The sequence below is a fragment of the Martelella sp. HB161492 genome (assembly GCF_013184775.1).
Lineage (GTDB): Bacteria > Pseudomonadota > Alphaproteobacteria > Rhizobiales > Rhizobiaceae > Martelella.
This window is the reverse complement of the sequence record NZ_JAATVV010000002.1, coordinates 217852-235762: the sequence shown is the minus strand read 5'-3', so window position 1 is coordinate 235762 and position 17911 is coordinate 217852. Positions and strand designations below refer to the sequence as shown.

The window sequence follows — 17911 nt, the reverse complement described above, 5'->3', positions numbered from 1 at the left end:
ACTGTGCTTTCTTGATTGTTGCGTTTAGTTGTTCCAGCTTCGCTTCGTCAGCGACTGCTTCAAGCGGCCTTAACGGCTTCCTTCACGCACGTTGATGTCGGGTCAGGGTTATCATCGTTTAGCTGGTTGCATTTTTCGAGCAACGCAGCGGCCGCAGGTGGAAAAATCTCTTTGAATGCCGCCAATGTCTGGATTGCCACGTCCATCGTGGGAAAACATTCTGGCAATTGGGTAAATGACTTCATGGTCTTTTGGCATGCCGCCAAAACATCGGGCGACACCTTCTTCTGGTCGGCAGACACGTTGGGGGCCAAAGCTAGCGCCACTGCAATAGGTCCAAATAGCCAACGCATCGAATTCTCCCCTGGTCTTTCATATCACCTCGATACGCTCGCGCGCTCATATGGATGAGACAAGTTCGACTTCTTTTCATTGTAAAGGGCATTTTCATGCGTATCATCCACCGCCATGGCGATCTCGGCCGCCGGTTCGGGCCGGTGTTCCGCTTCGATGTCGCAAGCGCGGGTGAGGCGGGGCAGGCTTTGTCGGCGGTGGTTCCGGGGTTTCGGGCCAATGCGATGGAACGGAACTTTCGTGTGATCCGGGGGCCCGTCGAGGGCGGTATTCCTCTGGGGCAGGGTGATCTTGATTTCCGGCTCGGATCGGCTGATCTGCATATCGTTCCGGAGCTGGCAATCGCGGCCGCGGCAAGAACGTCGCCGGCGCCATCAAAGGCCCCGGCGTGGCGCTGGCCCTGTCGGGGCAGATGCTGTCGCCGCTTGCCACGACCAGCGGTTCCAGCACTGAGGATCAATCCTCCTACCTCTTCAATGGCGGTCCCGTGCCGTTCGTCCATGGCACGGGCTTTCGTGTTGCCGCGGTACTGATTGCCGCCGGACTTTCCACCGAAGACGCCGCACTCTGACGGTCGGGTTAACCTCGCAAGGCGGGCCCGTTTGGGGGGGGCGGCTATACGGCTTCGAGCTCTTGCCGGACGATTGCCGCACCGGCGCTCAGCGCTTCGAGCTTGCCGCGGGCGACATTGCGCGCAAGCGGCGTCATGCCGCAATTGGTGCAGGGGTAAAGCTTGTCGGCATCGACATACCGGAGCGCCTTTCGCAGCGTATCGGCGACGTCTTCAGGCGTCTCGATGGTGCTGGTTGCAACGTCAATGGCGCCGACCATCACCTTCTTGCCCCGGATGAGCTCGATCAATTCGAGTGGAACATGTGAGTTGTGGCATTCCAGCGAAACCATGTCGATATTGGATGCCTGAAGCTTGGGAAAGGTTTCTTCATATTGCCGCCATTCCGAACCCAGCGTCTTCTTCCAGTCGGTATTGGCCTTGATGCCGTAGCCGTAGCATATATGGACGGCGGTTTCGCATTTGAGGCCGTCGATTGCCCTTTCGAGCGCCGCAATGCCCCAGTCCTGAACGTCCTCGAAGAAGACATTGAAGGCGGGCTCGTCGAACTGAATGATGTCGATTCCCGCGGCCTCAAGTTCCTTCGCTTCCTGATTGAGGATTTTGGCGAATTCCCAGGCGAGCTTTTCGCGGCTTTTGTAATGCGCGTCGTATAGCGTATCGATCATCGTCATGGGACCGGGGAGTGCCCATTTGATCGGCCCATCCGTGAGCTTGCGGAAAAATCTGGCGTCCTCGACGAAGACCGGTCTTTCGCGTGATACCGCCCCGACGACGGTCGGGACGCTGGCGTCATAGCGCTTCCTGATCTGGACGGTTTCGCGTTTCTCGAAATCGACGCCTTCAAGATGTTCGATGAATGTCGTGACAAAATGCTGGCGCGTCTGCTCGCCGTCACTGACGATATCAATGCCGGCGCGCTGTTGTTCGGCCAGCGTCAGGCGCAGTGCATCCTGTTTGCCCTCGGCAAGCGCCGCGCCTTCCAGCTTCCAGGGTGACCAGAGCTTTTCAGGTTCTGCGATCCATGCGGGTTTGGGGAGGCTGCCAGCTGTGGAGGTGGGGAGCAGTTTTGTCATGTATGGCAATCCTGTCATTGTTCAAATTGCGTATTGAGCCGACCACGCCTTGAGAGCGGTCTGGTGGGGCTTGATGAACTTCTCTTCGGCGAAGCGGCCTTGCTCGGTGGCCAGCTGAGTCCGCTCTTCGCGGTCGTAGACAATCCGGGTCAGCGAATGATCGCCCTGGCTCAGGCTCGGCTGGAAGCGTTCGCCTGCTGCGGAGTTGGCGTTATAGATCTCGGGCCGATAGATCTTCTGGAATGTCTCCATCGTCGCGATGGTGCCGATCAATTCGAGATCGGTATAATCCTGAAGCAGATCACCGAAGAAATAGAATGCAAGCGGCGCGACGCTGGCCGATGGCATAAAGTAGCGAACATCGAGGCCCATTTTCCTGAAATACTGCTCGGTGAGCGATGTTCCATTCGGACGATATTCAAAGCCTAAAACCGGATGCCGGTTGGCTGTGCGATGATAGACTTTTCTGTCCGACACGCTGAGGCAGATGACCGGCAGTTTTCGGAAGTGTTGCTTATATGTTTCCGAGTTGACAAAGGCCTTGAACAGCTTGCCATGCAGATCGCCGAAATCATCGGGTAGGCTGAAGCCGACACGTCCCCTGTTGTGCTCGGGAAGCACGACGCTGAAATCATAGTCTCGCAGATAGGAGGAGAAATTGTTGCCGACAATGCCCTCGAGCCGCACGCCTGACTTGTGGTCGATGATTGTCGTGTTGAGCACCTCGATGGCCGGGAAGCTGTTGCCATTGCCTTCGATATCGAGCGCGACGGAAACGATGTCGAGCTCAATTTCAAATCGATCACTTTCGGGATTGTCCCACTGTGCCAGGCTATTGCAGCGGTTGTTGATCATGCGCAAAGCGTTGCGCAGGTTCTCCCGACGGCTCTCGCCTCTGGCCAGATTGGCGAAGTTGGTGGTGATCCGCGTGCCGTCGGATGGCGTGTAATCTTCGTCGAAACGGAGGCTCGTGATCGTGAAGGCAAAGTCTCTGGTCATCGTGATCTGCTGTCCTGGCTTTGAGGGCAGTGCCCTAGCGCATCTTTCTTTTCGAAAATCGGAATCGATTTTCGAAAAGAAAGATGCGTTGATTCAATAAGATCGAGCGTCCTGGTGCGTCCAAAAGGACGCACGGCGCTCCAGGCCGTTTCTCGCCTGTTCATGGTCTCTTGATTCTCAATTCATGCTCACCTGAGCTGCACATTCCTGGTTCGCCAGGCCGTGCAATGCCTTTTCTATGCCCGAGCAGATGCATGAATAAAAATGATTTTATTTCAGGAAAACATGACAAATTTTCATTCTGCGCTCAAGCAGACCTGATAAACGGCAAGAATGGCGCGCTATTGCCGCTGAGACGGAGCAACTGAATGCAGAGGCGGGCTCAGATTTTTGCCGTTCTGGCCAGCGCCATGAACCCGTCCAGATAGTCTGGACGCGCGCCCTTGCGGTAGCCGAGATGGATGGACTTTGCGATCCCTTTGCCGAGCCTGACACCCTTGACGTCCTTTGTCTCACGCAGCAGCCAGTCAGGGGTTGCGCTGACGGCGCGGCCGGAGGCCACCAGTCGCAACATCAGGTCGGTCGTTTCCACCGTCCGGTGTTTGCGCGGTTCGGTATGGGCGGGTACGAGAAAGCCGGTATAGATATCCAGCCTCTCACGGGGAACCGGATAAGTGATCAGGATCTCGTCCGCCAGATCAGCGGGTTCGACCCATTGTTTCTGTGCCAGAGAGTGTCCCTCCGATACGGCCAGAACCAGTTCGTAATCGAAGACGGGTTTGTATTCGACTTCCGGACGCTCGAGCGGGTCGGGAGTGACAAGAATGTCGATCTCGTGGCTCAGAAGTGCTGACAGTCCACCGAACTGAAAGGCCGTCGTCACATCCAGCTCGACATCGGGCCATGCCACGAGAAACGGGTCGACCACACGCATCAGCCAGTCCTGGCAGGGATGGCATTCCATCCCCACCCGGATCGCGCCGCGCCGCCCGCGTGCAAAGTCCTCGATAACCGAGGCCCCATGTTCGAGCTGCGGGAGAACCCGCATCGCAAGGCCGAGAAGATAGCTCCCGGCAAGCGTCAGACGCAGCTTGTGCCCCTCGCGCTCCCAAAGCTTCACGCCGTGACGTTCCTCGAAGCGGCGGATTGCATGGCTGACCGCCGATTGCGTGAGGTTCAGCTGCTCGGCGGCCTGGGTCAGGCTACCGGTCCGGTCAATCTCGCGCAGGATGGCAAGCGGCTGGATATCGATCATCAATATGAGTCCTCGTCATGAACTTCGAATATCAGTCAGTTTGGCGTCATGATATACAGTGACATCGTTTTTTCGGCATAGCGAAGTGTTGATTGCCCCTGATGGGTTGGATGCCCCTGCCGCCGGCATCGCCATGTGACAAGATGGCGATGCGTAAAGTCACCAACAAAGGAGGAGGCAGCTCTATTGCGGGTGATCTGCGCCGACTGACGCGAGGATGTCGTCAGGAGCGTGCGGCTCAGTTCTCAATCGGTCGAGGCAGGCTCGTCCGCCAGAGGCGGGCTGGAAAATCGTAGCGCCCTGACGTGGCGGACAGGCGGCGCACCAAACAGACGTCGATATTCGCGGTTGAACTGAGTCGCGCTTTCGTAACCGACCCGAAAGGCCGCGCTGCCAGCATCCAGCTCGTCGCTTAACATAAGGCGCCGCGCTTCATGCAGCCTTAGATGTTTTTGGAACTGAAGCGGACTCATTGCCGTCATCATCCGGAAGTGGTGATACAGCGTGGAAACACCCATGGCCGATATCTCTGCCAACTGCTCGACCCGTAAGGGACTGGCATAGTTCTCGTTCAGCCAGCCGATCGCGCGTGCGACCCGGTTTCCGTGCGTTCCCAAGCGCACAATCTGGCGCAGACGGAAACCGACCGGGCTGGTGAGCAGGCGATAAAGGATCTCGCGCTGGATGAGATCCGCTAGGACCGGAATATCCTCAGGCGCGTCGAGAAGTTCGACGAGCCGACGGACCGCCGCAAACAGGGGTTCTGTTGCGGGACCCGTGGCCATGCCTGGGTCTGCGGCATGAGTGCGCGGCTCGGCAACGTCAATATTGGCAATCATCTGCTTTGCTGCACCAAGATCGAGCTTCAGCAAGATGGCGAGGTAGGGCTGCTCCGGCTTGGCCTTGAGGACTTGCGCGATGGTCGGAAGATTGAGCGCCGTCAGCAAGAAGCGGGTCTCATCATAGCGATAGGTCGTGTCGCCCAGCATCACACGTTTCTCGCCCTGAACGACCAAGGATAGGCTCGGCTCGTAGAGAAAGGACTCTGGCGGTCCGACGTGGAACCTCCGGGTCAAAATCAAACCCGGGATTGACGTCACTAGATCGTTCTTGTCGCCGAGCGATCGGGCAATCGCATCCGCCAAAACTGCGCGAGCCGGCGCAGTCTCCCTTCTCAAGCCGAAATCAGTTCCAAGGTGTTCTGTCATGCTCTCTCAACACATCCTGACGTTCACGATAGGGGGAAGCCCAAGATCTGCCAATCCGAAAACCCGCGTTTCAAGACGATTGGGCAATAATCGAGAACGATCAGGCTAACCGTCCTAACGCCGTCCACCTACAGTCAGGTGCCTTTTGGTGTGCTGCCAGATCGGATCACTCGCACCTAAACTGCAATCAAGGAGAAAAACACATGACGGATATAGCGGGCAAAGTTGCCCTCATCACCGGTGCGTCGAGCGGCATCGGCGCAGCTACAGCGCGCAAGCTGGCGGCGGCAGGCGTCAAGGTCGGCATCGCCGCGCGGCGTGTCGATCGACTGGAGGCGCTTAGGACCGAAATCACCGGAGACGGCGGATCCGCGCTGGTACTGGAAATGGATGTAGCTGACGCGAATTCGGTCAATGCAGGCGTGGCGGCGCTGCTGAAGAGCTTCGGCTCGGTCGACATCCTCGTCAATAATGCGGGCGTCATGCCGCAGGCCAATGGCGAGCTCCTGCAGTCCGATGACTGGAACCGGATGGTCGATACCAACTTCAAGGGCGTACTAAACGCGACCGCAGTCGTTATGCCGCATATGATCGCGCAGAAGGCTGGACATATCTTCAACATCTCATCGGTGGCCGGTCGCAAGGCAGCACCGGGCCTTGCGGTATATTCGGCCACCAAATTCGCTGTCGCCTCCTTTAGCGAAGGGCTACGCATGGAGGTCGGGCCAGCGCACAATATACGTGTTACCTGCATACAGCCTGGTCTCGTCGACACCGAGCTTGGAGACCATATAGCCGATCCTGTGGCACGTCAGCAGCTTGCCTCCTACCGCAGCATGATCAAGTTTTTGGACAGCGCAGATATCGCCAACGCGGTAATGTTCGCTGCGCAGGCTCCCACTCATGTTGATGTCGCCGAACTCTACATCATGCCGACGCAGCAGCCCTGACGCGCACCGCCGAAAACGATGCGTTCAGCAGCGACAACATGTGAATAGATAGAACGCCGCTTTCCTAAGTCTTTCGTGTTATTGAAGAAAACTGGAAAAGTAAGATGAATGGCCGAGGATTTGCAGCGTTTATCTTGATCAGCAGGCGTCAATAGATGGAGTGATCGCCGTTTTTCCAACCGACGCATTCTGCCGGCGTAACGCACAGGTGATCATGGGTTTCCGTCATCATCCATCTACCGGGCCACGGCAGTAGATGCTCTTCGAAACATTGATGTTGGAAAGAGGATGCGTTGCGGGGTGTGATCCTTGTTCTCAATCGTTGAGATGACAAGCTCGATCGCTTTCCGGGCCATCTGATCCAGCGGTCGCGTGATTGAGTGCAGGGGAGGGGTCAAGAGGCTGGCGACGGAATCATCGAAGCCGATCAGTGACATGTCTTCCGGAACGCTGAGGCCATGAGCGCCCAATGTTTGCAGAACGCCAGCGGCCAGAACGTCGCTTGATGCCAGAATGGCCGTTGGCCGGTTCGGCAAGGCAAGCAGGCGTTCCATCATTGCGCGTCCCTCGCTGGCTGGGTCCTGCCGGTTTGCACCGAAATAGCGCCCCAATACGACCAGATCAGGATCGGGATCGGCGCCATTGCGGGCGATTGCATCGTGAAAGGCCAGCAGCCTGTCGCGTTCCATGGTCGAACCATGAACCGGCGGACGGGTATAAAGCACCGGATCTCCGCCAATAAAGGCAATCCTGTGATGGCCTAGCGCGCAGAGATGGGCGATGGCCTCGTCTATCCCTGGCTTCGGATCCGTCAGCACGGCATCGGTCCGATCGACAACCTCCTGCTCGATCTGAATGACGGGGATCTTCTTGTCCAGCAATGGCTGAATGTCATCGGTTCTGAGGGCATAGGAAAACACGACGGCATCGACCTGCCGCTGGATCATCTCGGCAACGGCGGCCGATGCCGTTTCGGGGCTGGTGCCATGTTGAAAGGTCAGGGTCGTGTAGCCCCGCGCCAGCGCTTCAACCCGAATGGCGTGACTGAGATGGACAAAGAACGGATTGAGACTGCCGTCAACGATGATCAGCCCGATCGTCCAGCTGCGCTGGGTGCGAAGGCCGCGTGCAACAACATTGGGACGGTAGCCGGTCTCGTCGATCGCGGCCTGAACCCGGGCGCATTTGTCCGGGCCGACCTTGCCCGGCTCATAAATGACCCTGGCCACTGTTGCAGGCGAAACACCTGCAATCCTTGCCACGTCCCCCATGGTTGGCTGTCGCCGCTTGTTCATGCCAATCCTCAAATTTATCGTTGATGATGACGTCATCATTGATTATGATGACGTCATCATGAAGATTTCATCTTCGTTCTACCACACTGAATGGCTGCGCTCCAAAGATTTCGCCCAGCCCGGAGCCCGTTTTGATGGCAGCACCGCGCCGGCTATCCCACGCAGCCTTTCTGTGTCTTGTCCTCGTGACATATATTTTCATATTGGCGCCGGTCATAGCCGTCGTCGTCATCAGTTTCTTTAGCGATCCCATTGTCAGTTTTCCACCGAGCGGCCTCACTTTGAAGTGGTTTGCCAATGCCTGGGCCCGTGATGAGTTTCGCTCGGGGCTGATTGAAACGGTCAAGCTGGCATTGATTGCCACCGCCATCGGCGTTCCATGCGGCGGCGCTGCCGCCTATGCAATCTTCCGCGGACATTTTACCGGAAAAAAGTTGGTGTCTGGTCTGCTTCTCGGGCCGCTGGCCGTGCCGTCGATCATTATGGGGACGGCGCTCTATATTTTTTACATCCGGCTGGAAAACAGTTTTGACACCACCATCGTCGGCACGAGTGCCGGGCTGATCGCTGCCCATGTTCTGCTGACCATCCCCTGGACGGTCCGGCTGGTGCTCGCCAGCATGGAAGGGCTTGATCCAACGGTCGAGGAGGCTGCTGTCAATCTCGGTGCGCCGCCATGGACGGTGATCTGGCGCATCACACTTCCAATGATGCGCTCGGGCATCATCGCCGGAGCGATGTTCTCCTTCATCCAGAGCTTTGAGAATCTGGAACTGTCACTGCTCCTGATCGGCCCCGGCAAAATCACCCTGCCGGTCGCAATGCTGAACTATCTCGAATTCCGTGTCGATCCGACCCTCGCTGCCGTTGGAACGCTGCAAATCCTCCTGATCGCGATCCTGATGCTGATCACCGATCGCTACGTCAAACTCGCGCGTGCTTTCTGACGCCATTCATTCCGGGAGTGTCCCCTTGGCCAGCCTGAAAATCGAAAACCTGTTCAAACGCTATCATGATACGGATGTCGTGCGCGGGCTCCATCTCGATATTGCGGACGGAGAACTTGTTGCTCTGCTCGGACCCTCCGGCTGCGGAAAATCGACGACATTGCGCATGGTCGCTGGCTTCGTCGAACCGACATCCGGTTCAATTCTGCTGGACGGACGCGATATCACCCGGCTTGCACCCTACAGGCGTGATACCGGCATGGTGTTTCAGTCCTACGCGCTGTTTCCGCATATGAGTGTTGCGGCCAATGTCGGTTTCGGCCTCGAAATGCGCAAGGTCGGACGTGCGGAGCGGGACGAGCGGATCAAGACGGCGCTTGATATGGTGCAGCTTGGCCATCTCGCCGAGCGGATGCCCAAACAATTGTCAGGTGGACAGCAGCAGCGCGTCGCGCTGGCGCGTGCTCTGGCGGTGAACCCCGCTCTGCTGCTGCTTGATGAACCGCTTTCCAATCTCGATGCGAAACTGCGGGCCGAAGTGCAGCATGAAATCCGCGACCTTCAGCAGCGTCTCGGATTGACGACGCTGATCGTCACGCATGATCAGGAAGAAGCGCTGGTCATGGCGGATCGCATGGTGGTGATGCAGGGCGGCGTTGTCCGGCAGGCCGGAACGCCGAAGGAACTCTATGAAACGCCATCGGATGTCTTCGTTGCCGGCTTTATCGGCCGGTGCAACCTGATTGCCGGAGAGCAGCTAGGCCCGGGCACCTTCCGCGCCGAAAGCGGGGCGGTGTTCCCCAGCCTTGCCCAGGAGGCGTCCGGCGTTGGCGAACAGGTGCTGGCGCTGAGGCCCGAACATATCGCCATGACGACCGCAGGCGAGGGCGGCAGCAGGATCTGCCGGATCACCTATCTCGGCGCAAGCACTGAATATGAAATCGACTTTGCCGGAACCCGACTGCTCGTCGTGGCTGCTACCGACAACCGCTATCCCCAATGGCAGGTCGGCGATCATGTCACCCTCGACTGGGCAAGACAGAATGCCCGGCTTCTGCCGGCGGACCAATGAGTGAACACAACAAACAGGGAACTTTGAAATGTCAGATACATTCAGCCTGAACCGGCGCTCCTTTCTCCTTTCGAGCGCCATGACCTCGGCATTTGTCGCCGCCGGTCTGCCCTTTTCCGCCAGCGCGGACGAGCAGAAACAGGTTATCGCCTCCATTTTCGGCGGCGACTATGCAGACCTGATGCGCAAGATCGTCGATGACCGGGTCATGGTCCCTGAGGGCTATGAGGTCCTGCAGGACATTTCAACGACCGAAGCGCGCCAGACCAAGCTCCGCACCGAGAAGATGCGCCGGCAGTCGAGCTTCGATGTCGCCGTTCTTGCTGATCTGGATATGTATCCGATGTCGCAGATCGGCGTTCTCGAGACGCTTGACGAGACCAGTATTCCGCGTCTCTCCAAGATCATTCCGGCGCTGCGAAAATCCTATTCGGCACCACAGCTCTATTCCTACATCGCCATTCTCTACAATCCCGAGAAGATCACCACGCCGCCGACCAGCTATGCCGATCTCTGGAACCCGGCCTACAAGGGCAAGGTCGGCATTTCCGACGTTCTCTATACGGCCACGTCGGCGGTCGCCGCTCTGGTTGGCGGCGGCTCGATGACCGATTTCACGCCCGGTCAGGCAAAGCTTCTGGAGCTGAAGAACGAGCAGCAGGCTCAGATCCTGCCGACCAATGAATCGATCGCAACGGCCTTCAAGTCCGAAGATATCTGGATCACGCTCAACTATGTGGCCCGCGGCTATGCCTGGCAGAAGGCCGGACTGAACATCGCCTCGGCCGTGCCGGTCGAGGGATCGATCCCGATTGCCTTCGAGCTTTGCGTGCCAAAGAACGCGCCGCACAAGGATGCCGCCTTCGCCTATATCAATGCTGCCCTCGAGCCGGAGTCCCAGACCGGTTTCTCCGAGGCGATCGGCTATCTTCCTTCAGTGACCGATGCAAAGCTCGATCCGGAGCTTCAGGCCAGGATCGGTCTTTCGGAGGCTGATCAGGCAAAGCTTCGGCCCATGGATAACGCCTATCTCATGGAAAATCAGAGCGCCATCTTCGATTTCTGGAACCGCGAGTTCAAAGGCTGATCAATGCCCCTGCTGATTCTCCCCGCAACCGCACTGGTGATCATGCTGCTGGTCGTGCCGATGGCAGGCCTGCTCCGCATATCGCTGAACCACTACAGCCCCACCGAACTCATGGTCGAGGCGGTTACCGGGGAGAATTACCTGAACGCGATCACCGATCCCTTTTACCAGAAGATCCTTCTGGTCACGGTGGCGGTCGCGGTGAGCTGCACGGCGCTCAGCCTGCTGCTGTCGATCGCGCCGGCCTACTGGCTGGCGCGGATGCAGAGCCGGTGGAAATCGGCGCTGATCATCCTCACGCTTTTTCCGCTGCTCGTCGGCAATGTCGTACGCGCCGCCGGCTGGATGGCCATTCTCAGCACCGACGGGGCCTTGAACGCCTTTCTCGGCCTGTTTGGCTTCGGTCCTTACAAACTGCTTTATCAGCCCGCCGCAGTCGTCTTCGGCACGGCCGCGGTGGTGATGCCCTACATGATCCTGACGCTTTCCGCCGTGATCGAAGCCATTCCGCGACAGACGGAAGAGGCGGCCACCAATCTCGGGGCTCCGCCTCTGACGGTGCTCCGGCGGATCCTGCTGCCGCAGGCTGCCCCCGGCGTGGTGGCAGGCTGTGTCCTCGTCTTCATCATGTCAATGAATGCCTATGCAACGCCGGTGCTGCTCGGTGGTCCCAACTTCACCATGCTGGCGCCGGCTGTTTACGACCAGTTTGTGCGGGTCGGAAACTGGCCCTTCGGCGCCGCCTTGGCCTTTCTCCTGCTTCTCAGCACCCTTGTGCTGACCGTTCTGGTGAATTTCGCGCTCGTCCGCGCATTGAAGCGCAAAAGCCTGTAATCCGAAAGAATTCTGAAATGCAAAATGAAGTCGATGCCCTTGTCGACGCCATGACCCTCGAAGAGCAGGTCAGCCTGCTGGCCGGTGCGAGTTTCTGGTACACGGCGGAAATCGCAAGGCTCGGTGTTGCTCCGATCAAGGTGACGGATGGACCGAATGGTGCTCGGGGTGAGAACTTCTCCGGTGGCGCAAAATCTGCGGCATTTCCGGCGGAGATCGCCCTTGCTGCCAGCTGGAATACGGATCTCGTCGAAGAGATCGGTGCCGATCTCGGTCGTGAGGCACGGACCAAGAATGCCCATGTGCTGCTCGCGCCCACGGTCAACATGCATCGCAACCCGCAAAATGGCCGCAACTTCGAATGTTTTTCGGAAGATCCGCACCTGGCTGCCCGCATGGCCGTTGCCTATATCCGCGGCGTGCAGTCCCAGGGAGTCGGCGCGACAGTCAAGCATTTCGTCGGCAATGAATGCGAGCATGAACGGCGAACCAGCAATTCCGCCATTGACGAAAAGGCGTTGCGGGAAATCTACCTGCCACCGTTTGAAGCTGCTGTGAAAGAGGCTGATGTCGCCTGCGTCATGACTTCCTACAATGCCCTGAACGGCATTCACATGTCGCAGAACCGCCGGCTGATCGAAGGCATCCTGCGCGCTGAATGGGGTTTTGAAGGCGTGGTGATGTCCGACTGGCTCGGCAATCACACCACAGTTGAATCAATCGGGGCCGGTCTTGATCTGGAAATGCCCGGTCCCGGCCGGCATCGTGGTGAAAAGCTCATCGCCGCCGTTCGCGCGGGCCATGTATCCGTCGAGAGCGTGCGCCGTTCGGCCCGGCGGATCGTCGCACTGGGGCACAGGCTTGGCGCAGACGGGAGAGACAATCTCGCACGCGAGCGCAGCGAGGACCGTGCGGAAACACGGCGACTGATCCGCAGGGCTGCCGCGGAAGGTACGGTTCTGCTGACAAATCGCAACAAGCTGCTGCCGCTTGCGCCCGAAAGGTTGAAGCGGCTGGCGGTGATCGGCCCCAATGCTGCGCGCGCCGTCATCCACGGTGGTGGCTCGGCGCAGATCAATGCACATTATGCGGTAAGCCCGCTGGAAGGCCTCCGCGCTGCCTTGCCGGATGTCGAGGTGGTCCATGCGCTTGGATGCCATGGCGATCGTTTCCTGCCTGTCATCGACGCCGCGGTTTCCATCGACTTCTATGCCGGCCTCACTTTTGAAGGTGCGCCAGTTCTGTCGCAGGTCGGCAGCAGCAGTGCCTTTGGCTGGTTTGGCGCCGTTGCGCCCGAGGTGGATCACAGCTCATTTTCGGCCAGACTCACCTGCAACTATACGGCTCCCGAAACGGGAACCTACGATATCGGCCTGATGAGCGCCGGCCTGAGCCGGCTGTTCATCGACGGAGAACCGGTTCTGGAAGCCTGGGAAAGCTGGGCGAAGGGCGAAAGCTATTTCGGTCATGGCTGCGATGAACGGCGCGGGACGATCGCGCTTCAGGCGGGACAGGTCTACACATTTTCCGTGGAATACGCCTGCGGCGACGGCATCGCCACAACGCTGAAGGCGATCCGTTTCGGCCTGCGTCCGCCCGCCCGGCTTGGTTCGCTTGCCGAAGCCTGCCGGATCGCTGAAGCGGCCGATGCCGTGGTCATCGTCACTGGCCTCAACGAGGAATGGGAAACGGAATCCGAGGACCGGCGCGGATTGAGCCTGCCGCAGGGGCAGGACGAACTGATCGCAGCGGTCAGTGCCGTCAACGCCAACACGATTGTCGTCGTCCAGTCTGGCAGTCCGGTGACCATGCCCTGGGTCGATGACGCCGGGGCAGTGCTGCAGCAATGGTATGCCGGCCAGGAGAGCGGCAATGCCCTGGCCGACGTCGTCCTGGGGCGGCAGGAACCGTCGGGACGCCTGCCCGAGGCCTTTCCGCGAACGCAGGAAGACATCGATGCGTTGACCTTCAGGCCGGAAGCTGGCGGCACGGTCGCCTATACGGAAGGGAATATGATCGGTCAGCGCCGCCTGGAAAGTCAGGGGACGCCGCCATTGTTCCCCTTCGGCCACGGGCTTGGCTACGGCGATGTGCGATATCTTCATGTCGCGGGCGCGGTTCTGGACAATCATGACGTTTCTCTTCGCATCAGCGTTGAGAACTGCGGGCACCACGACACCAGCGAAGTCGTTCAGATCTATTGGTCGCGCCCCGACGGAAGCGGAAATGCGCTTGTTGGCTTTGCCAAGCTTCCGATTGCTGCAGGCAAAATGACAGAAGCGAACGTGGTCCTGCCTGCGGCCGGTTTCCGGGAATGGGTGAGTGCAGAAGCACGGTGGCGCTATATCCACGATGGAAGGAAGCTGCTGATCGCGCGGTCGGCCGAAGACATATGCCTTGCGCTGACGGTCTGACGCGGCTCAGCGAGAATGCTTCGCTTGCCAAGATGCCGGAGCCTGCAAAGATGGGTTTTACCCATCTCGGCATTGCCTCGAGCTCGGCCTTATCCTGGCGGCCATTTCATTCGTCGGTGACCATGTTTGGTGTTAGAGCGCCGTGCGTCCTCTTGGACGCGTCAGGACGCTCTATCTTGTTGAATCTACGTATCGTTCTTTTCGAAAAGAACGATACGCTAGAGCGGATCGCTACCGCCGCCGGTGAGACACTGAGGCGGAACGGGTTGATCGCACGTTCCGGCCGGCACGGAAGGCAGGGCATGACCGGCGCCGCTGACCGCGGTCGCGCTTGGCTGACAATGCCGCGGGCATCGTCCCGCAAGAAAGACGTCAGGGGAACCTCGATTTCGCTGCCTTGATTTCAAACTCAAAGCCCTTGCCGGTCGGTCTGCCGCTCGCCAAAAGCTCGACGTCATCAAATCCGGCCTCGATCAGCAGGTCGCGCATGATCTGCGGTGAGAGCAGGTTCAGGGGCCCATCTTCCCCCTGGTCCCGGTCGCCAAGCAATGCGTCTCTGAAATCCTCGAAGCCGTAGCGCTCAACGGTGGCGGCGGCGATTGTCGCTGAAGCATCGACGGCGACGACATGCAGGATACCGTCCTTGCGCAAAAGCCTGTGCCAATAGGGCAGCATGCGGCGGCGCAGGGCTTCCTGCGGATAGTGTTCGACAAGATGCGACGAGAAGATCTCCGCGACGGATCCGAGTTCTGCGGGAAGCGCATCAAATTCGGCAACAACATCAACATGTGGCCGATTGTGCCTGTCGACATTGACGTAGTCATCGAAGGCAGGCGAGGCGCTGCCGAGATTGAAGCGCAGATCACCCCGCGCTTTCGCGCCGTCATACTTGGCGCGATCGACGATATAGGGCTGCCTTATCTCTTCGGCCTCGTTCGGATCGAGCATCAGCTCTGGCAGGATGTCCTGGCGTGTGCGGTTGATCCGTTCCCATATCTGGCGGATGCGTGCTTCCGTGCCTGTCTCGTACCGCTTGCCATCCTGAGGCGAATCAGCCGTGCGATACCGGGAATAGGGCCGGTTCATCGCCTCGATGCGTTCTGAGACCATCTGCAGCTCGTGGCCAAAGGCGGAGATGTCGCCGGTGGAATTGGAAAAATGCGCCCAGTGTCGTTCGGACGTTTCAATGAAATTCTTCGAATCCGCCTCGTTCTGTTCAAGCGCTGCCGTGAAGGCACTGAGTTCGATCTCGAAACGCTTCAGAGCATTGTCAATTTTACTGACGCGTTGACTAAGGCCGCGCACGTCATTGCGCAGCTTCGCGACACGATAGTCGTTGCGGGGCAGTTTTATGAGCGCATCGGCAAGATGCACCAGATATCCGAAGACGGGAATTTCAAAGATCGATCGCCTGTTATCCATCACTAACCTGCGGAAGTTGAATGTAGTCTACATGTTTTCTTGCAGCGAACTGCGATCACCTGGATTTTCGATCCGATATTTCTTGCGCTCCGGAAAAGCGGAGTACAAAATACATGTAATCGAAATTCCGCAATAAGTGATTGTTATTTAAGTGATTCTCAATGTGGACGAGGCGTTCCGAAAGGTCCATCCCTTCGCCGATCTTTTTCGCATTTTTGCAAATCGGCTGCAGGCGACGATGGCGGCGCATTGATGAAACGGCGCTGTTGCCTTGTCGTTTCTGGCCGGGTCGGCGCCACCTTCATGAGCAATGATGACTGGTCGACCACCGCCCAGTTTACGGCCGCACCTGGATCAGTCGGACGGTTCACGACTTCGCTCGGCGACAACAAGAGCTTCTTGACCGTCAGTGCCAGCGTTCAGCTTAGCTCGCTCAAGGGGGGCGACCTTCGGATCGATTATGAGGGCCATTTCGCCGGCGAGTCCGTTTCCAACAATGGCAAGCTGAGTCTCATCGTTCCCTTCTGACGAGACCGGCCGGGGCGATGAGGCGGCAAAAAGGGCGCGTCGAGACGCGCCCTTTTCGACGTGGCGGTCCTTGGGGATCTCAGGCCGCCTGTGATGCGATGAAGGCCCGCCACGACCCGAGCGCCGTGATGTCCTGCGCATTGCCGACCGCGCGGCTTTCACACAGGAAGCCTTTCACGCTCGCGCCGTCTTCAAGCGCGATCGTGCCGATGCAGAGCGGTGCCGGTATGCCGGCCATGAAGCTGCCGAATGCCTCAACCGGCATGGCCCAGACCTCAACCGCGATTGAAGCGCCATCGGCACCGTCCTGACGCACAAGGCCGGGGCGGGCAGGCGGGCCGCCGGCAAGGGCGTAGAAGCGATATTCCGGCGCCGTGGCCGTGGCCTTGAGGAAGCGTGCGCCGCGCGAGGTCAGTTCGTGATTGAGCGGCAGGCCGGACATGTGCGCACCGCAGACGGCAACGGCAATTTCGCCCGGCAATGGCGTGGCCGCCGCAAGGCCGGCGGGGCTGAGCGTCCAGCCTGTCGCCCCCATGCGGCCGCTCTGCAGCGTGGCGGCGACAGATGCGGCGAGCGCATCCTGACCGGCCGGGGCGAGGATCGTCAGGCTGCCGGGGCGACCATCGGAACGATCGCCCGTTGGCACGGCAATGCCGCACATGTCGAGCAGATTGACGAAATTGGTATAGGTGCCAAGCCGGGAATTGGGGCCGATCGGGTCTGCGGCAATCTCGTTCACGGTCACGAAACCCGGGATTGTCGGCACCAAGAGAAGGTCGAAGCCCTTCATCGCTGTGGCGCAGATCCGGCTCAGTTCCTTCAGGCGGTACATGCCGCGAAAGGTCTCGACCGCCGTCATCGCCGTACCGGCACCGACGATGGCCCTGGTGGTCGGGTGAAGCGTATCGGGGGCATCTTTCAGGCGATTGCCGATGGCGGCCGTCCGTTCGGCGACCCAGGGGCCCTCATAGAGCAGCTTTGCAACATCATAGAAGGCGGTCAGGTCGATTGCCTTCACCGTCGCGCCTGCCGCCGTCAGGCGTTCGACCGTCGCGTGGAAATGTGTTTCCTGCGCCTCGTCGCCGAAGGTCTTCAGGCTTGCCGCATCTGGAATGGCAATGCTGAGCTTTGCAGGCGGCAGGCCGAGCGGCGCTATCTTCAGCGGCCGGGCATAGGCATCGGCGGCATCATAGACGGCTGTCGCAGACAGCACCTCCCAGGCGTCCGAAACGGTCTGGGCGAAGATCGAGATCGTGTCGAGCGTGCGGCAGGCGGGCACGACCCCGGTTGCCGAAAGTGCGCCGAGCGTCGGCTTCAGCCCGACAATGCTGTTGAGCGCGGCCGGCACCCGGCCGGAACCCGCGGTGTCGGTGCCAAGCGAGAAGGCGGCAATGCCATGGGCAACCGCCACGGCCGATCCGGAGGAGGAGCCGCCGGGCACGATTTCGGGATCAATGGCATTCAGCGGCACCGGATAGGGCGTGCGCACGCCGACAAGCCCGGTGGCGAACTGATCGAGATTGGTCTTGCCGAGGCAGATGGCACCCGCCGCCCGCAGCGTTCTGACGACAAAGGCGTCTTGCGTGGCGTCATAGGAAAAATCGGGGCAGGCGGCCGTGGTCGGCATGCCGGCAACGTCGATATTGTCCTTGGCGGCAAAGGGAATGCCAAACAGCGGGCGGCCGTCCGGTGCGCCGAGCGCGCGCGCCTCTGCCAGTGCAGCCTCGCGCGCCTGATGGATGAAGATGCCCGTGTCACCCGTCGCATCGAGGCGTCGGAAGGCCTCTTCAACGATAGCCTCGGGCGTGACACCTTCGGCATAAGCAGCGCGGAGCGCCTCAAGCGTGAACGGAATATCCGAGATCATGCAGGAACCTTTCATACTTGGCACAAGAGCGT

18 protein-coding genes are annotated in these 17911 nt (G+C 59.2%); 9 read left to right on the top strand and 9 right to left on the bottom strand.

Annotated features, from left to right (window positions below; translation table 11 throughout):
- Positions 1 to 59: 59 nt before the first annotated feature.
- A complete protein-coding gene (locus HCK86_RS03955; RefSeq protein WP_176083181.1) occupies positions 60 to 353 on the bottom strand; it encodes a hypothetical protein in 294 nt (97 codons plus the stop codon).
- A 24-nt stretch (positions 354 to 377) separates the two neighbouring features.
- Positions 378 to 677 carry a hypothetical protein gene (locus tag HCK86_RS03950; protein ID WP_176083180.1) on the bottom strand — a complete coding sequence of 100 codons (300 nt, stop codon included), beginning with the start codon at positions 675 to 677 and terminating at the stop codon, positions 378 to 380.
- A 65-nt stretch (positions 678 to 742) separates the two neighbouring features.
- Here HCK86_RS03950 and HCK86_RS03945 point away from each other — a divergent pair, with 65 nt between their 5' ends.
- On the top strand, positions 743 to 925 hold the full coding sequence (locus tag HCK86_RS03945; RefSeq protein ID WP_176083179.1) for a hypothetical protein: 183 nt from the start codon (positions 743 to 745) through the stop codon (positions 923 to 925).
- Between the two features lie 44 nt (positions 926 to 969).
- Here HCK86_RS03945 and HCK86_RS03940 read toward each other — a convergent pair whose 3' ends face one another.
- The 4 genes from HCK86_RS03940 to HCK86_RS03925 all read right to left on the bottom strand — a co-directional run bounded on the left by HCK86_RS03940 (position 970) and on the right by HCK86_RS03925 (position 5463).
- The gene (locus tag HCK86_RS03940; RefSeq protein ID WP_176083178.1) at positions 970 to 2001 is read right to left on the bottom strand and encodes a methionine synthase; all 1032 of its coding nucleotides are present in this window, start codon (positions 1999 to 2001) and stop codon (positions 970 to 972) included.
- A 21-nt stretch (positions 2002 to 2022) separates the two neighbouring features.
- Positions 2023 to 3000 carry a DUF1852 domain-containing protein gene (locus tag HCK86_RS03935; RefSeq protein WP_176083177.1) on the bottom strand — a complete coding sequence of 326 codons (978 nt, stop codon included), beginning with the start codon at positions 2998 to 3000 and terminating at the stop codon, positions 2023 to 2025.
- Positions 3001 to 3382: 382 nt separating this feature from the next.
- Complete coding sequence (locus tag HCK86_RS03930; RefSeq protein ID WP_176083176.1) at positions 3383 to 4255, bottom strand: LysR family transcriptional regulator; 873 nt, start codon at positions 4253 to 4255, stop codon at positions 3383 to 3385.
- A 245-nt stretch (positions 4256 to 4500) separates the two neighbouring features.
- Entirely contained in the window at positions 4501 to 5463 is a 963-nt protein-coding gene (locus tag HCK86_RS03925; protein ID WP_176083175.1) for an AraC family transcriptional regulator, read from the bottom strand.
- Positions 5464 to 5666: 203 nt separating this feature from the next.
- On the opposite strand from HCK86_RS03925, the gene HCK86_RS03920 reads away from it, so the two are divergent.
- Entirely contained in the window at positions 5667 to 6413 is a 747-nt protein-coding gene (locus HCK86_RS03920) for an SDR family oxidoreductase (RefSeq protein WP_176083174.1), read from the top strand.
- A gap of 236 nt (positions 6414 to 6649) precedes the next feature.
- On the opposite strand, the gene HCK86_RS03915 is transcribed toward HCK86_RS03920, so the two are convergent.
- Positions 6650 to 7642, bottom strand: a complete 993-nt coding sequence (locus HCK86_RS03915) for a LacI family DNA-binding transcriptional regulator (protein ID WP_348641036.1) — start codon at positions 7640 to 7642, stop codon at positions 6650 to 6652.
- On the opposite strand from HCK86_RS03915, the gene HCK86_RS03910 reads away from it, so the two are divergent.
- The 6 genes from HCK86_RS03910 to HCK86_RS03885 are packed head-to-tail and all read left to right on the top strand — an operon-like array spanning position 7629 to position 14062.
- A complete protein-coding gene (locus HCK86_RS03910) occupies positions 7629 to 7952 on the top strand; it encodes a hypothetical protein (RefSeq protein WP_176082967.1) in 324 nt (107 codons plus the stop codon). The genes HCK86_RS03915 and HCK86_RS03910 overlap by 14 nt on opposite strands.
- Positions 7953 to 7989: 37 nt before the next feature.
- Positions 7990 to 8655: an ABC transporter permease gene (locus HCK86_RS03905; RefSeq protein ID WP_246739463.1), complete on the top strand. Its 666-nt coding sequence runs from the start codon at positions 7990 to 7992 to the stop codon at positions 8653 to 8655.
- Positions 8656 to 8680: 25 nt separating this feature from the next.
- Entirely contained in the window at positions 8681 to 9727 is a 1047-nt protein-coding gene (locus HCK86_RS03900; protein ID WP_176083173.1) for an ABC transporter ATP-binding protein, read from the top strand.
- Positions 9728 to 9755: 28 nt separating this feature from the next.
- Entirely contained in the window at positions 9756 to 10814 is a 1059-nt protein-coding gene (locus HCK86_RS03895; protein ID WP_176083172.1) for an extracellular solute-binding protein, read from the top strand.
- 3 nt (positions 10815 to 10817) lie between these two features.
- Positions 10818 to 11648 carry an ABC transporter permease gene (locus HCK86_RS03890; protein WP_176083171.1) on the top strand — a complete coding sequence of 277 codons (831 nt, stop codon included), beginning with the start codon at positions 10818 to 10820 and terminating at the stop codon, positions 11646 to 11648.
- Between the two features lie 17 nt (positions 11649 to 11665).
- Positions 11666 to 14062, top strand: coding sequence for a beta-glucosidase (locus tag HCK86_RS03885; RefSeq protein WP_176083170.1), 2397 nt, complete (start codon positions 11666 to 11668; stop codon positions 14060 to 14062).
- 372 nt (positions 14063 to 14434) lie between these two features.
- Here HCK86_RS03885 and HCK86_RS03880 read toward each other — a convergent pair whose 3' ends face one another.
- Complete coding sequence (locus tag HCK86_RS03880) at positions 14435 to 15484, bottom strand: hypothetical protein (protein ID WP_176083169.1); 1050 nt, start codon at positions 15482 to 15484, stop codon at positions 14435 to 14437.
- A 252-nt stretch (positions 15485 to 15736) separates the two neighbouring features.
- On the opposite strand from HCK86_RS03880, the gene HCK86_RS03875 reads away from it, so the two are divergent.
- A complete protein-coding gene (locus HCK86_RS03875; protein ID WP_176083168.1) occupies positions 15737 to 16012 on the top strand; it encodes a hypothetical protein in 276 nt (91 codons plus the stop codon).
- A gap of 79 nt (positions 16013 to 16091) precedes the next feature.
- Here the strand turns inward: HCK86_RS03875 and atzF are convergent, their stop codons facing one another.
- Positions 16092 to 17879 (bottom strand): allophanate hydrolase, encoded by a 1788-nt coding sequence (gene atzF / locus HCK86_RS03870; RefSeq protein WP_176083167.1) that lies wholly within the window; start codon positions 17877 to 17879, stop codon positions 16092 to 16094.
- Between the last annotated feature and the right edge of the window lie 32 nt (positions 17880 to 17911).

Coding starts and splice junctions, on each gene's coding strand:
- HCK86_RS03920 (WP_176083174.1), top strand. CDS start 5,667: ATGACGGATATAGCGGGCAAAGTTGCCCTCATCACCGGTGCGTCGAGC.
- HCK86_RS03925 (WP_176083175.1), bottom strand. CDS start 5,463: ATGACAGAACACCTTGGAACTGATTTCGGCTTGAGAAGGGAGACTGCG.
- HCK86_RS03880 (WP_176083169.1), bottom strand. CDS start 15,484: ATGGATAACAGGCGATCGATCTTTGAAATTCCCGTCTTCGGATATCTG.
- HCK86_RS03875 (WP_176083168.1), top strand. CDS start 15,737: ATGAAACGGCGCTGTTGCCTTGTCGTTTCTGGCCGGGTCGGCGCCACC.
- HCK86_RS03890 (WP_176083171.1), top strand. CDS start 10,818: ATGCCCCTGCTGATTCTCCCCGCAACCGCACTGGTGATCATGCTGCTG.
- HCK86_RS03940 (WP_176083178.1), bottom strand. CDS start 2,001: ATGACAAAACTGCTCCCCACCTCCACAGCTGGCAGCCTCCCCAAACCC.
- HCK86_RS03895 (WP_176083172.1), top strand. CDS start 9,756: ATGTCAGATACATTCAGCCTGAACCGGCGCTCCTTTCTCCTTTCGAGC.
- HCK86_RS03955 (WP_176083181.1), bottom strand. CDS start 353: ATGCGTTGGCTATTTGGACCTATTGCAGTGGCGCTAGCTTTGGCCCCC.
- atzF (WP_176083167.1), bottom strand. CDS start 17,879: ATGATCTCGGATATTCCGTTCACGCTTGAGGCGCTCCGCGCTGCTTAT.
- HCK86_RS03950 (WP_176083180.1), bottom strand. CDS start 677: ATGCAGATCAGCCGATCCGAGCCGGAAATCAAGATCACCCTGCCCCAG.
- HCK86_RS03935 (WP_176083177.1), bottom strand. CDS start 3,000: ATGACCAGAGACTTTGCCTTCACGATCACGAGCCTCCGTTTCGACGAA.
- HCK86_RS03910 (WP_176082967.1), top strand. CDS start 7,629: ATGACCCTGGCCACTGTTGCAGGCGAAACACCTGCAATCCTTGCCACG.
- HCK86_RS03930 (WP_176083176.1), bottom strand. CDS start 4,255: ATGATCGATATCCAGCCGCTTGCCATCCTGCGCGAGATTGACCGGACC.
- HCK86_RS03885 (WP_176083170.1), top strand. CDS start 11,666: ATGCAAAATGAAGTCGATGCCCTTGTCGACGCCATGACCCTCGAAGAG.